Here is a 13080-nt window from a genome sequence, read left to right on the forward strand (position 1 = left end):
CCCCCGGGTCGACCTGCACATCCGCGAGGCGACGCACGACCAGCTCGAGGGGCGGATCGAATCGGGCGAGGTCGACGTCGCGTTCGTCTACGACACCCTCGTTCCCGGTCACCCCCGCCGCGAGCGCCTCTTCGCGCTGCCCGCGCACGTGCTGCTGGCCGCCGACGACCCGCTCGCGCAAGCCGAGACCGTGCGCCTCGAAGACGTCGCCCCGCGCGACCTCATCCTGCTCGACGCTCCTCCGTCCTCGGCCCACACGCTGTCGTTGTTCGAAGCGCGCGGGCTCACTCCGCGCATCCGTCACCGCACCGCCAGCTACGAGGCGGTGCGCACACTCGTCGGGAGAGGGCTGGGCTACGGCATCCTCGTGCAGCGGCCCGCGAACCCGGCGAGCTACGAGGGCTACCCTGTCGCCATGAAAGAGATCTCGCCGCCCGTGGACCCCGTCGGCATCGACGTGATCTGGTCGGCCACGATCGATCCCCCCGATCGTGTGCGGGCCCTCATCTCGTTCGCCCGCTCGATCAGTTGGACGTCGGCGTGAGCGCGCTGGTGTGGGCCGTGAAGCGCTCGCTCCTGGGATACGTGCGCGGCATGAGCGACGGCACGGTGGCAACGGCCGGGGGCGTACACGAGGGGGACGCCGGCTTCGTCTTCCCGGGCGACGGGCGCGTCTTCTCCGGCAGCGTGACCCTGACCGGGCACGGCGGCATGATGCGCGTCATCCTGGCCGACCCGGCACTCGTGACCCGAGGAGACACCTGGATGCTGGAGATCGCCGACCCCGACGACGGCGCGGCGCGACTGCCCTTCGCCACGGTCGCCGCGTTCGACGGCTCGACCGGCACGGGGGTCGCGCTCACCGCCGACGGCGCCGACCTGTTCTTCGGGCCCTACGAGGCGGGCACGCCGCTCGAGGACTTCACGATCCGCGCATGAGCACGAACGGGGACCGGATCACTCCGAGCGATCCAGGATGCCACGCACCCGCGCCCGCGCGTCGGTGAAGTCGTACGACCCGACGAGCGCGGAGGCCATGCGCACCGGGTCGCCGAAGAAGAAGTACTCGTACAGCGACTGCCGACCCGCGAACCCGGACACGGCGGCGTCGGCCGCGAGACGGAACAGCGCCGTGCGCTCGCGCGCGCCGAGCGTGGCCGATTGCAGGTACTGCTCGAGGTCGCCGTGGGCGTCGAGCGGGAAGTCCGCGGCGCTCGGGGTCGCCATGAGTCCCGACGCCCCCAGGGTGCGGATGATCTCCGTCAGCCGTGGCGAGACGTGGGTGGGGTACCAGTTGCGCGCCGCATTCAACGTCGCCCAGCGGGGAAGGAAGACGCCGAACTCGTTCGCCTCGCCGTCGACCTCGGCCGCCCGGAGCATGGCCCGCTCGATCTCGACGTAGGTGATGAGCTCCGCCAGCTGCTGCTGGATGTGGGGGAACCCCTGGATGCCGATCGCCTCCGCCATCGACGAGGCGAGGCCCAGGAAGAACTCGGTCTTGACCAGCGTGCGCGTGACGACCTGGTGCGTCATGAGAGCGCCGGCGCCGGTCTCGGTGTACAGCGCGTTGCACAGATCGGGGCGCCCCAGCACGAACACGCGCTCGGCCGGGACGAAGACGTCGTCGAAGACGGCGACGGCATCCATCTCGTCGAACCGGGCCGCGAGCGGCTCATCGAAGGCGGGACCGCCGCGGTGCAGGGGCGTGCGGCAGTGCAACCGCAGGCCGGGGGCGTCGGTGGGGATCGCGAAGGCGAAGCTGTAGGCGGCGTCCTCGGGCGCGTTGCGCAGCACGGTCGAGGGGAGCACGAGCAGTTCGTCGGCGACCGGTGCCGAGGTCGCGAGCATCCGCGCGCCGCGCACGACGATCCCGTCGGCGCGCTCCTCGACCACGCGCGCCGCGAGGGCTCCATCGCCCTGGCGGACGGCGGGCACCGCGCGGTTGACCTGCGGCGGGAGGAGCGTGTGCGAGAGCACGAGATCCTCGCTCCGCACGCGTTCGGCATACGCCGCGACGCGCGCGGCGTAGGCGTCCCCGGCCCGCGCGAAGAACGCGGACGACCCCGCGAAGGCGGCGAGCGCCGACGACAGGTAGTCGCCCGTGCGCCCGAGGAATCCCGCGCTCTCCCCCGCCCACACCTGCATCCCCCGGCGCCGGCGGGCCAGGTCGTCGGCGGAGCGCGGCACCAGGTGGGCGACCGGCTCGACCTCGCCGCCGTCTCCCACGAAGGTGACCTCCTCCCGGTGAGCCGGGTCGTGCGACAGATCCGCGAGACGGGCGTAGGCGCGCGCGACCGGCGCGAACGCCGGGTGCTCGGCGACGCGCGACGTGACCACCTCGCCGTCGACGTGGACCTCGAGGTGCCGGGCGTTCAGGCGGGCGAGGTAGTCGGAACCGGGGCGTGCGGGCATGGGGTGACCTTTCGAACGGCGAAGCCGGGAAGCGGGGAGAAGCAGCGCAGCCGGATCAGAACAGCAGCTCGTGGCCCCGGGGAGCCTCGTGCACGGTCGTGAACTGGCCGTTGACGAAGCCCAGGGCATCGCCGGCGCGGTAGCCGAAATCGGCGACCTTCCCGACGAAGAGCGTGTGGTCGCCGCCGTCGTACTCCGCCCACGGCTCGCACTCGAACCAGCTCAGCACGCCCGCGAGCCGCGGAGCCCGGTGCCCGTCCTCCCACACCGGCTCGACCTGCGGTCGACCCGCGAAGGTCAGCGCCAGACCCTGCTGCTCGGCGCCGAGGATGTTGATCGTGAAGAGGGTGTCGTGCAGCATCTCGTGCGTGCGCACCGTGCGCTGGATCGAGACGAGCACGAGCGGCGGGTCCATCGACACCGACGTGAAGGAGTTGACGGTGATGCCGTGCCGAAGCGGGTCTCCCGCGGCATCCACCGTGTCGAAGGTGACCACGGCCACACCCGTCGCGAACCGACCGAGCCCGCCGCGGAAGAAGTGCGCGGTCGGGCGGAACAGTGTCGACTCGGGCGGAAACGTCCCGAGGGAACTCATCATCATGGGCGGGGTCCTCTCTGACCGGCTGGGTCCATCGTGCGCCGCACGCGGCGTCATCGTCTGGTGAATCCGCGTGCGGGGCTTGGCCCTCAGCGCCGCGATCATCGCCGCCGCCGGGCGCGCGATGCCCGGGGCGACGTACGCTGTGGATGTCCGAGCCGATGGAGGCTCGCTCGATCACATCGATGTGAGGTGAGTGGCGATGCAATCCCCGACGCCGTCCCCGGTCGCGCCCGGCTTGATCCGCGAGCACGCCCTGGGCAAGGAGCAGTGGCAGGCGATCGCCTCGCGCTCGTTCGTTCCCCTGACGGTGGATTCCCCCCGGGGGACGCCGTTCAGTGCCCATATGGAGGGGCGGGTCAGCGACGGCATCCTGTTCTCCACCGTCCGCGCGAGCGGGCACTCGGTGACCCGTTCGCAGGACCTCGTCGACGCGTCCGCGGAGTCGTACGTCAAACTGACGCTGCAGCTCAGCGGCACCGGCGTCCTGACACAGGACGATCGGACGGCGCTGCTCTCTCCCGGCGACATCGTGCTCTACGACACCAGCCGCCCATACACCCTCGCCTTCGCCGACGACCTCGCGGCCGTGGTCGTGATGTTCCCGCACCGCATGATCAACATCGACGCGACGATCCTGCGGGGCCTCACCGCGGTGCGGATCCCCGGCGACCAGGGGTTCGCTCGCGCAGTCGGGCACTTCCTCGCGGGTCTGGCCAGCGCGCTGCCGACGCTCGACGAGGCCACGGGCGTGCAGGTGACGCACAACACGATGGACCTGATCGCCACGATGGTCGGGCAGGAGTTGCGCGACGCCCCGTGGTCGGACCCCCACGCGGAGCTGATGTTCCGCATCGACACGTTCATCAACGCGCACCTGCACGAGCCGGATCTGGGCCCGGAGCGGATCGCCGCGGCCGCGTACATCTCGACGCGCCACCTGCACACGCTGTTCCAGCGACGGGGGACGACGGTGTCGCACTGGGTGCGCGACCGCCGGCTCGACCACGTGCGCCGCGATCTCCGCGACCCGCGGCACGCCCGCGAGGGGGTGGCGGCGGTGGCGGCGGCGTGGGGCTTCACCGACCCGTCGCACTTCAGCAAGCTGTTCCGCGCCCAGGTGGGCGTCTCGCCGAGCGAGTACCGGGTCGCCCTGGTCGGCTGAGCCGATGCGACACGCGCGCCGAGAGGCCGCGGCGCCCGCGAGCGACGCCCGGGCGGGCAGCGACGCGCCGTGCGCACAGCAACGCGCCGTGCCGTGCGAACAGCAACGCGCCGGGGCGGGACAGTCGTCCCCGCCCCGGCGCGCGCACTCACACTCGGACGAGTTGCTCCGCGGCGAAGGTCATCACGACCGCGCCATTGGTGGCGTAGTTCGGCACATCGGCCTGGACCGCCTCCCCCTCGGGGGAGGCGAGAGCGGCACCGAGGTCCTCCGCGGAGTCGAAGGCGGCCTCGAACACCGCGAAGTACGGCGAGGGAGCGGGCCCCGGATCGACCGCCAGCGTGAAGGAGATTTCCCGCACACCGGGGAGCTTCTCGCACAGCGGCAGATGCACCGCGCGGTAATGCTCTTCGAAAGCGACCCGGTCCACCGGCTCGGGGTAGAGCACGAGCAGCTTATGCATGGGCGGGCTCCTCGCTCGCGTCGCGGGTCGCCGTGCGAGCGATCGCCGCGGCGGCCGTCTCGGGCGACCCGAGGACGTCGTCCCACTGGGCGATCGGATCGTTGAAGTTCTGCGTGAACTCATCCGCCAGGGTCGGTGACTGGCTCATCGCCCCCAGCAGGTCGATCATGTGCGGTGCCGGGGGCACCTGGACCATGAGGTTCGTCCAGTCGCTGACCTTCTCGACGCGTTCGCGACGCCGCTCCGCCGCGCGGCGGCCGAGGTCGGCACCGAACCCGAGATCCTCGAGGATCTCCTGGCCGACGGTGTACCCCGAGTACGAGGCCGAGTTCCCGCCCTGCCCGATGACGGGGTCGAGCACGGAGTGCACGTCGCCGGCCGCGATGACCACGGTGCCGTTGTCGAGGACGCGGTAGTCGTTGCGCAGCACGGGGCGCACCGCGCCCTGCAGGAGGTCCTGCGGTCGGGCGAGCGTGAAGGTGGATTCGTCGATCCGCGCGGCGACCGTCGGGTGATACTGCCGCATCTTCTCGAGGACGAGGCGGCGGAACGCCTCGGGGTCGTCGTCGTAGCGCGCGTCGGCGAGCACCTCGGTGTCTCCGCCGATGACGTTCTCGAACAGCAGGGCGTGGGTGTGCCCGGCGAAGCTGTAAAGGGGGATGTCGAGCAGCTCCCCGTGCCCGGGCGCGATGCTGAGCGTCACGCTCTTGGTGTCCTCGTTCGCGACGCCGTGCCAGAGCCCGACCATCAGGCGGCGCTGGGGCCCGGCATACGGGGTCTTGGCCTCGTTGATGCCGAAGAAGTCGCCGAGGGACTTCTTGCCCGAGGCCACCACGAGGGCGTCGTGCTTCTCGCTCAGCGCGTCGAGATCCTCGGCCTCGACGGAGCGGATCTCGATCCGCCCTCCGCGGTCCTCGAAGTCGCCCATGAGCGTCGGCTGGTAGATCCGGTAGTCCACCGCGCGCGAGGGACTCTGGAAGTTGCCGCGGAAGAACAGCTCGGCGCCGCCCACCCAGTGGTGGTGGCAGAAGTAGCCGAACTCCTCCACCGGCCAGTGGTCGACGCCCAATTCGCGTTCGCGTTCGATCGTGACCGCGTGGTGGGCGACGCTGTTGGGCAGTCGCCCCTCGGCCACCTGATCGGCGGTGCGGTCGGTGTAGATGGTGACGGGGATGTCGTGCTGCCGCAGCAGAAGGCCCAGATGCAGGCCCGCCGTTCCGGCGCCGACGACGCCGATGTTCGTCATGCGTCCTCCTGTGGATGCTCTCTCACGGAGCGCTTCTCTGCGCGCCGTGTGCCACCGACGGTAGGTCCTCGGGCACGGATGCAGAATCCTCCCGCCCCACCGTCACACCCACGCACCAGACACCGGCGTCGAGGGACCAGCCGCGCACGTCGCGGCGGAGAGCGGGAGCGCGAGAGCTACCGACGACGACGAACAGCCGGGGCACTCGAGCGTGCGTCCCGGCCGTTCGTGTCGCGCGGTGGCGTCCGATCAGTCCTCGTCGTCGCCGTCTTCGTCCTCGTCGTCGTCGCCGACGATCTCGATGTCCTCGACCTCGAGCTCGGGGGTCAGCTGCACGTGCACGAGGGCGTCGGGGAACGACGTCGCGCCCGCGAAGACCACGATGACCGCGTCCGCGAAGACACCGACGCCCACGGCCTCGAGGTCGGTGCGCAGGTCGACGTCGGAGCCGATCTCCTCGTCGCCCAGGGCGTCCTCGATATCGCTGACGACCTCGTCGACGATCGCGCGCCACCGGTCCTCGCTGATGGCCAGGATGTCCGACAGCGACGTCATGATCGCGTCGATGTCGGGGTCGTCGACGTCCTCGATCTCGGGGTCGAGGTCGACCTCGACCTCGACACCGGCGGCATCCAGGTGCGCGAGACCCACGACGGTGTCGTCATCGATCGTCGGCTCGTCGAGCAAGCCGCTGTCGGTGACGCGGCGGAGGAGGTCGTTCAGGACGGATGCAGTCATGAGAAGACGATGTCACGTCCCGGGGCGCGGCGCATCCGTCGGCGTGTCGGGTCCCCGGGCGTTCAGGCCGCGTGCGCGCGCGGTTCACTCGCCGCGCGGCTCGGCGGCCGCCGAGCGGGCGCGGGGCGGGTCAGATCCCGGTCGCGCGCTCCGCGGCCTCGACGACGTTCGTCATGAGGAGGGCGACCGTCATCGGCCCCACCCCGCCGGGGTTGGGCGAGAGGAAGCCGGCGACCTCGGCGACGTCGGGGTGCACGTCGCCGAACACGCGGCTCTTGCCGGTCTCGGGGTCGGTCTCGCGGGTGACGCCGACATCGAGGACGGCGGCGCCGGGCTTGACGTCCTCGGCGCGCACGATGTGCTTCACTCCGGCCGCGGCGACGATCACGTCGGCCTCGCGCAAATGCTTCGCGAGGTCCGCGGTACCGGTGTGGGTGAGCGTCACGGTCGCGTTGATCTCGCGGCGGGTGAGCAGCAGCCCGATCGAGCGGCCGATCGTCACGCCGCGACCGACGACGACGACCTCTTTGCCCTTCAGGTCGTAGCCGTTGCGCACGAGGAGTTCGATGACCCCGCGCGGGGTGCACGGCAGGGGCGTGGTGATCGGCGCGTTGACGTTGAGCACGAGACGCCCGAGGTTGGTGGGGTGCAGGCCGTCGGCATCCTTCGCCGGATCGATGCGCTCGAGGATCGCGTCGGTGTCGATGTGCTTCGGCAGCGGCAGCTGGACGATGTACCCGTGGCACGCGGGGTCGGCGTTGAGCCCGTCGATGACCGCCTCGACCTCCTCTTGCGTGGACTCGGCGGGGAGCTCGATCTGGATCGAGTTCATGCCGATGGCCTCGGACTCGCGGTGCTTCATGCCGACGTACAGCTGCGATGCCGGGTCGGCCCCCACCAACACCGTCGCGATGCCCGGGACGACGCCGCGCGCACGCAGTGCCGCGACCCGCTCGGCCAGCTCGGTCTTGATCGCCGCAGCTGCGGCCTTGCCGTCGAGTCTCGTCGCCGTCATGGCATCCCTCGTTCTGTGTGATCGGTAGGTGACCGGGTGGCCCGTGGGCCCGATGAACGCTCCGACGAGCGAAACACGCCGCCCCACGCCGTGTCTCACTCGCGGCAGCGTTTATCGCGGGTCCTCGAGCACCGGATGCCGGGGCGGACCGCCGCATGCGTGCGACGCCCGCCCCGGCCGGGGCTTACTGGTGCAGGCCGGGGTACAGCGGGAAGGCCGCGGTGAGCACGGCCACGCGGGCTCGGAGCGCCTCGAGGTCGGCACCGGGCTGCAGGGCGAGCGCGATGATGTCGGCCACCTCGGTGAACTCGGCGTCACCGAAGCCGCGGGTCGCGAGCGCCGGCGTGCCGATGCGCAGGCCCGAGGTCACCATCGGCGGACGCGGGTCGTTGGGGACGGCGTTGCGGTTGACCGTGATGTGGATCTCGTGCAGCAGGTCTTCGGCCTGCTTGCCGTCGATCTCGGCATCCCGCAGGTCGACGAGCACGAGGTGCACGTCCGTGCCGCCCGAGCGCACGGCGATGCCGGCGCTCTTGACGTCGTCCTGCGTGAGGCGATCGGCGATGATCGACGCGCCGCGCAGCGTGCGCTCCTGACGTTCCGTGAACTCCGGCGTCATCGCGAGCTTGAACGCCGTCGCCTTGGCGGCGATCACGTGCATGAGCGGACCGCCCTGCTGGCCCGGGAAGACCGCGGTGTTGATCTTCTTGGCCAGGTCGGCGTCGTTGGTGAGGATGAGGCCCGAGCGGGGGCCGCCGATCGTCTTGTGCACGGTGGTCGAGACGACGTGCGCGTGCGGGATCGGCGACGGGTGCACGCCCGCCGCGACGAGACCGGCGAAGTGCGCCATGTCGACCCACAGGTACGCGCCCACCTCGTCGGCGATCGCGCGGAACGCGGCGAAGTCGAGCTGACGGGGGTACGCCGACCAGCCGGCGATGATGACCTTCGGCTTGTGCTCGAGGGCGAGACGGCGCACCTCGTCCATGTCGATGAGCGAGGTCTCGGGGTCGACACCGTAAGCGACGATGTCGTACAGACGGCCCGAGAAGTTGATCTTCATGCCGTGCGTGAGGTGGCCGCCCTGGTCGAGCGACAGGCCGAGCAGGGTGTCGCCGGGGCGGGCGATCGCGTGCAGCACCGCGGCGTTCGCGGTGGCACCGGAGTGCGGCTGCACGTTCGCGAACCCGGCGCCGAACAGCGCCTTCGCCCGCTCGATCGCGAGCTCTTCGGCGACGTCGACCTCTTCGCAGCCGCCGTAGTACCGGCGACCCGGGTAGCCCTCGGCGTACTTGTTGGTCAGGACGGAACCCTGCGACTGCAGCACCGAGACGGGCACGAAGTTCTCGGACGCGATCATCTCGAGATAGCCGCGCTGGCGGTCGAGCTCGCGCTCGAGAACCTGGGCGATCTCGGGGTCGACCTCCGAGAGGGGGGCGTTGAAGTACGGATCGGTCATGCGATCTCCTTGACGATGGCTTCGGATGCCGCGGGCTCGGGCGAGTCCGCGGAGATACCGCATCGACCCAGGCGTGCGGTCGAATACCGTCAAGCGGTCGCTCCCCGGTGGTGTCCCACCTCAACGCCAGTCGCGACGACGATCACACTACCGGGTTCGCGCGCGACGCGCCCGGGCGAGTGGCTCGTCCGCGAGGTATTCCGGATGCCGCGGCCCGCCGCCCGCGTAAAATGGCGGGGTGACCGATACCCCCAACGTCCGCGCGCAGGCGCCCCTGGCCCCCGGCATGCGCCCGCGTCCGACGGCGGTCGAGATCGGCAGCGTCCTGTGCGGCGTCGCCGCCTTCGTCACTCTCGCGATCTGGGGCTTCACCGCGTGGCCGCTGCCCTGGAACATCGTCGCGGGCCTCGGCGCTCCGGCCCTGGCGATCGTGGTGTGGGCGCTGTTCGTCTCGCCCCGGGCCGTGCTCCCCGTGCACCCGTTCGTCCGCGCGATCGTCGAGCTCTTCGTCTACGCCGCCGCCACCATCGCCTGGTGGAGCATGGGGCAGGCGTGGATCGGGCTGATCTTCGCGATCGTCGCCGTGACCTTCGGCGCTCTCAACGGCCGGCGACGCCTGGCATGACCGACGACGTCCTCGCGCGGCTCCGGGCCGAGCTCGGCGACCGGGTCGACGTCTCCCCCGCGGCGCTCGACGCCGTGCGCGCCGACAAGTCCGGTCACGCCTCCGACGGGCTGCCGGTCGCGGTCGTCCACGCGGCGTCGGTCGCCGACGTCCAGGCCGTCCTGCGGATCGCGACGGCCACGCGCACCGCGGTCGTCCCGCGCGGAGCGGGCACGGGCCTGGCGGGCGGGGCGAACGCCGGCGGCGGTGAGATCGCGCTGTCGCTGCGCGGAATGGACCGCGTGCTCGAGGTGCGGCCCGACGACCTGCTCGCGGTGGTCGAGCCCGGCATCCTGAATGCCGATCTCAACGCCCGACTCGAACCGCACGGGGTGTGGTGGGCGCCGGACCCGGCCAGTCGCGCGATCTCGACGGTGGGCGGCAACATCGCCACCGGTGCGGGCGGGCTGCTGTGCGCGAAGTACGGCGTCGTGCGCGACGCGGTGCTCGGCGTCGACCTCGTCCTCGCGGACGGCCGCCTGATGCACCTCGGCCACCGCAGCGTGAAGGGAGTGACGGGCCTCGACCTCACCTCGCTCGTCATCGGATCCGAAGGGATCCTCGGCGTCGTCGTCGGCGCGACCCTCAAGCTCCGTCGGCTCGTCGCCGGGGAGCGGGTGACGCTGACCGCCCTGTTCGACGACGTGCGCGCGGCCGCGGTGGCCTCGGCCACGGTCACCGCATCCGGCATCCAGCCCGCCATCATGGAGCTGATGGATGCCACGAGCCTCGCGGCCGTCCACCGACTGCTGTCACTGCCCGCGGCGCCGGCCGGGTCGTCGCAGCTGACCATCCAGACCGATGGACCCGTCGCCGCCGACGAAGCGCGAGCGATCGCCGCGGTGCTCCAGGCGGCCGGCGGCCGTGTCGCCGTCGCCGCGGACGACGCCGAGGGCGAGAAGCTCCTGGCGGTGCGGCGGGCCCTGCACCCCGCCATGGAGACGCTCGGGACGACGCTCATCGAAGACGTGTCCGTCCCGCGCAGCGCCCTCCCGGCGATGTTCGACGAGATCGGGCGCATCGAGCGGGAGTTCGGTCTCGTGATCCCCACCGTCGCGCACGCGGGTGACGGGAACCTGCACCCGAACTTCGTGTTCGAGGGGGCCGACGTTCCCCCCGTGGTCTGGGATGCCGCCGAAGAGCTGTTCCGCGCCGCGCTCGCCCTGGGCGGCACGCTCACCGGCGAGCACGGCATCGGCGTGCTCAAGCGCCAGTGGCTCGCCGATGAGCTCGGCGACGACCAATGGCGGTTGCAGCGCGACATCGCGCGGGTCTTCGACCCGCTCGGCATCCTGAATCCGGGCAAGGTCTTCGCGCCGTGATCCGAGCCGCGGCAGCGTGACCAGAACGTGACAAACCTCACCGCCGAGGCCCAGAGTGCCCACATACCATGGAAAGACTGACTTTTCGGGGGGTTCTCACATGACCGACGGCGCGAACGGCACCGACGGCGTCACCTACGCCTGGGCTCCGCCCGAGCCCGCCAAGCGGAAGAACCGCTCGGGCCTGTGGATCGGCATCCCCGCGGGCGCGACCGCGGTCGCCCTCATCGCGGCCTCACTGGTCCTCATCGCTCCCGGCGCCTCGGTGGCCGGCGTGCAGATCGGCGGGCTCACCGCCGGCGGCGCCGCACAGGCGATCTCCGCGCACCTGGCAACGACCGAGGTCACGATCGAGAGCCCCGCGGGCGAGGTGACCGTCACCGGCGCCGAGCTCGGTGCGACGGTCGACGCCACCGCCATCGCCGAGAAGGCCTTCGCCGAGAACCCGATGTGGAAGCCCGCGTCCTGGTTCCCCGCCGGCACGGGCGTGCAGATCCACGTCGATCCCGCCGAAGCGGCGGCGGTCCTGCGCGAACGCGCCCCCGGCACGTATCGCGCCCCGGTCGACGCCACCGTCGCGTTCGACGCCGGCTCGCAGTCGTACGTCACCACGCCCGCCGAGGCCGGCGAGGGCATCGACGTCTCCGCCGTGACCGCGGCGCTGCAGTCCGCCTTCGACGCCGGCACCGTCCGCACCACGGTGCAGGCCGGATTCGTTCCGGTCGACGCGCCCGTCAGCACGCAAGAAGCCGACGCCGCCGTCGCCACGCTCAACGGCATCCTGGATTCGGCCGGCTTCTACGTCGGCGACGAGCGCACCGTTCCCGTCGACCGCGCGGCCGCCGCTTCGTGGCTCACCGTCACCTCCGACGGCCACGGCGCTTTCACCATCGCCGCCGATGAGGCCGAGATCCAGAAGGCCGTGGACGGCCTGCCGGGCCAGGTCGATCGCGGCGCCGTCAACGCCGACGTCATCGTGGACTCGGGCGGCGAAGTGATCCACACGATCACCGAGGGGCAGACCGGCCGCGCGCTCGGCGACACCGCCGGCATCGCCGCGGCGTTCGCCGCTCAGCTGGCCGACGGCAACGGCAAGTACGCCCTCACCGTCGCCGAGACGCCCTTCGAGACCACCAAGACCGAGCGCCGGATCGACGTCAACCTCAGCACGCAGACCACGACGCTGTGGCAGAACGGTCAGGTGTACCGCACCTACACGATCTCGTCGGGCGCCGGCGACCACGCCACGCACACCGGCAACTTCCGCATCGGCTGGAAGACCAGCATGCAGGACATGGGCTGCGTCCCCGGCTACGACTACTGCACGAAGGACGTCCCCTGGGTCGCCTACTTCAACGGCGACGAGGGCTTCCACGGCACCTACTGGCACAACAACTTCGGGACGCCGATGAGCCACGGCTGCATCAACATGACGATCCCGCAGGCCAAGGAGCTCTACGACTGGGCCTACCGCGGCACCGAGGTCTCGGTCCACTACTGAGCCCCACCCGCGGACAGGGGTCGGATGCCACGGCATCCGGCCCCTTCTTCGTTCCGCGCCGCGCAGGCACCCGGTGCACAACTCCTGCAGCGTGCGGGCGCTGCCCCGCGCCGCACGTGCGACCGCCGGCTCGTGCCGGAGTTGTGCCGGAGTTGTGCCGCAGCCGGGCCGCAGCCGCGGACGTCGACACGGCGTCGGAGAAGCCGTCGCCACAGGCCCCGCGACGCGGAGCGCCCCTGCACAACTCCTGCATCGCGCGCCGCCGCGGCCCTCGGACCGCCGTCGGGACAGCGTTCCGCCGGAGCTATGCAGCAACTGGGCCGCAGCCGCGGACGTCGACACGGCGTCGGAGTAGCCGTCGCCACTAGCCCGGCGAGGCGGAGCGCCCCTGCACAACTCCTGCATCGCGAACCGCCGCGGCCCTCGGGCCGCCGCCGGGACAGCGTTCCGCCGGAGTTATGCAGGGGCCCGACGGCCGCACAGCGCCGTGGGAATGG

13 protein-coding genes and 1 riboswitch are annotated in these 13080 nt (G+C 71.4%); of the genes, 6 read left to right on the forward strand and 7 right to left on the reverse strand.

Annotated elements, in window-relative coordinates:
- Both FE256_RS15515 and FE256_RS15520 read left to right on the forward strand, forming a co-directional pair.
- A partial coding sequence (locus FE256_RS15515; protein ID WP_252371052.1) for a LysR substrate-binding domain-containing protein occupies positions 1 to 544 on the forward strand: 544 nt, incomplete at its 5' end.
- A complete protein-coding gene (locus tag FE256_RS15520; RefSeq protein WP_138177460.1) occupies positions 541 to 939 on the forward strand; it encodes an HtaA domain-containing protein in 399 nt (132 codons plus the stop codon). The genes FE256_RS15515 and FE256_RS15520, both read left to right, overlap by 4 nt.
- A gap of 18 nt (positions 940 to 957) precedes the next feature.
- Here the strand turns inward: FE256_RS15520 and hpaB are convergent, their stop codons facing one another.
- Positions 958 to 2412 (reverse strand): 4-hydroxyphenylacetate 3-monooxygenase, oxygenase component, encoded by a 1455-nt coding sequence (gene hpaB, locus FE256_RS15525; protein ID WP_138177462.1) that lies wholly within the window; start codon positions 2410 to 2412, stop codon positions 958 to 960.
- Positions 2413 to 2467: 55 nt separating this feature from the next.
- Positions 2468 to 3013 carry a flavin reductase family protein gene (locus tag FE256_RS15530; protein WP_252371053.1) on the reverse strand — a complete coding sequence of 182 codons (546 nt, stop codon included), beginning with the start codon at positions 3011 to 3013 and terminating at the stop codon, positions 2468 to 2470.
- 199 nt (positions 3014 to 3212) lie between these two features.
- On the opposite strand from FE256_RS15530, the gene FE256_RS15535 reads away from it, so the two are divergent.
- Positions 3213 to 4175 carry an AraC-like ligand-binding domain-containing protein gene (locus FE256_RS15535; protein WP_138177464.1) on the forward strand — a complete coding sequence of 321 codons (963 nt, stop codon included), beginning with the start codon at positions 3213 to 3215 and terminating at the stop codon, positions 4173 to 4175.
- 148 nt (positions 4176 to 4323) lie between these two features.
- Here the strand turns inward: FE256_RS15535 and FE256_RS15540 are convergent, their stop codons facing one another.
- The 5 genes from FE256_RS15540 to glyA form a co-directional block, all read right to left on the reverse strand.
- Entirely contained in the window at positions 4324 to 4638 is a 315-nt protein-coding gene (locus FE256_RS15540; RefSeq protein ID WP_138177466.1) for an EthD family reductase, read from the reverse strand.
- The gene (locus FE256_RS15545; protein WP_138177468.1) at positions 4631 to 5884 is read right to left on the reverse strand and encodes a styrene monooxygenase/indole monooxygenase family protein; all 1254 of its coding nucleotides are present in this window, start codon (positions 5882 to 5884) and stop codon (positions 4631 to 4633) included. The genes FE256_RS15540 and FE256_RS15545 overlap by 8 nt, the downstream gene beginning before the upstream one ends.
- 249 nt (positions 5885 to 6133) lie before the next feature.
- Positions 6134 to 6622, reverse strand: a complete 489-nt coding sequence (locus FE256_RS15550) for a cytochrome C5 (RefSeq protein WP_138177470.1) — start codon at positions 6620 to 6622, stop codon at positions 6134 to 6136.
- A 130-nt stretch (positions 6623 to 6752) separates the two neighbouring features.
- Entirely contained in the window at positions 6753 to 7637 is an 885-nt protein-coding gene (locus FE256_RS15555; RefSeq protein WP_138177472.1) for a bifunctional methylenetetrahydrofolate dehydrogenase/methenyltetrahydrofolate cyclohydrolase, read from the reverse strand.
- 184 nt (positions 7638 to 7821) lie between these two features.
- On the reverse strand, positions 7822 to 9096 hold the full coding sequence (gene glyA, locus FE256_RS15560; protein ID WP_138177474.1) for a serine hydroxymethyltransferase: 1275 nt from the start codon (positions 9094 to 9096) through the stop codon (positions 7822 to 7824).
- Positions 9097 to 9154: 58 nt separating this feature from the next.
- A riboswitch (ZMP/ZTP riboswitch) is annotated at positions 9155 to 9240 on the reverse strand.
- Positions 9241 to 9334: 94 nt separating this feature from the next.
- Between glyA and FE256_RS15565 the strand changes: the two genes are divergently transcribed.
- The 3 genes from FE256_RS15565 (at position 9335) to FE256_RS15575 (ending at position 12583) form a co-directional block, all read left to right on the forward strand.
- Positions 9335 to 9721 carry a YrdB family protein gene (locus tag FE256_RS15565; RefSeq protein ID WP_171024371.1) on the forward strand — a complete coding sequence of 129 codons (387 nt, stop codon included), beginning with the start codon at positions 9335 to 9337 and terminating at the stop codon, positions 9719 to 9721.
- Complete coding sequence (locus FE256_RS15570; RefSeq protein ID WP_138177476.1) at positions 9718 to 11082, forward strand: FAD-binding oxidoreductase; 1365 nt, start codon at positions 9718 to 9720, stop codon at positions 11080 to 11082. Before FE256_RS15565 ends, FE256_RS15570 begins: the two co-directional genes overlap by 4 nt.
- Before the next feature lie 100 nt (positions 11083 to 11182).
- Positions 11183 to 12583, forward strand: coding sequence for a L,D-transpeptidase family protein (locus FE256_RS15575; RefSeq protein WP_138177478.1), 1401 nt, complete (start codon positions 11183 to 11185; stop codon positions 12581 to 12583).
- Positions 12584 to 13080: the final 497 nt, after the last annotated feature.

The sequence above is a fragment of the Microbacterium sp. 5K110 genome, assembly GCF_005774735.1.
Lineage (GTDB): Bacteria > Actinomycetota > Actinomycetes > Actinomycetales > Microbacteriaceae > Microbacterium.

What these genes read in the sequence shown, in the direction of transcription:
- FE256_RS15535 (WP_138177464.1), top strand. Translation starts at nt 3,213, where the DNA reads ATGCAATCCCCGACGCCGTCCCCGGTCGCGCCCGGCTTGATCCGCGAG.
- FE256_RS15540 (WP_138177466.1), bottom strand. Translation starts at nt 4,638, where the DNA reads ATGCATAAGCTGCTCGTGCTCTACCCCGAGCCGGTGGACCGGGTCGCT.
- FE256_RS15550 (WP_138177470.1), bottom strand. Translation starts at nt 6,622, where the DNA reads ATGACTGCATCCGTCCTGAACGACCTCCTCCGCCGCGTCACCGACAGC.
- glyA (WP_138177474.1), bottom strand. Translation starts at nt 9,096, where the DNA reads ATGACCGATCCGTACTTCAACGCCCCCCTCTCGGAGGTCGACCCCGAG.
- FE256_RS15575 (WP_138177478.1), top strand. Translation starts at nt 11,183, where the DNA reads ATGACCGACGGCGCGAACGGCACCGACGGCGTCACCTACGCCTGGGCT.
- FE256_RS15530 (WP_252371053.1), bottom strand. Translation starts at nt 3,013, where the DNA reads ATGATGATGAGTTCCCTCGGGACGTTTCCGCCCGAGTCGACACTGTTC.
- hpaB (WP_138177462.1), bottom strand. Translation starts at nt 2,412, where the DNA reads ATGCCCGCACGCCCCGGTTCCGACTACCTCGCCCGCCTGAACGCCCGG.
- FE256_RS15570 (WP_138177476.1), top strand. Translation starts at nt 9,718, where the DNA reads ATGACCGACGACGTCCTCGCGCGGCTCCGGGCCGAGCTCGGCGACCGG.
- FE256_RS15555 (WP_138177472.1), bottom strand. Translation starts at nt 7,637, where the DNA reads ATGACGGCGACGAGACTCGACGGCAAGGCCGCAGCTGCGGCGATCAAG.
- FE256_RS15545 (WP_138177468.1), bottom strand. Translation starts at nt 5,884, where the DNA reads ATGACGAACATCGGCGTCGTCGGCGCCGGAACGGCGGGCCTGCATCTG.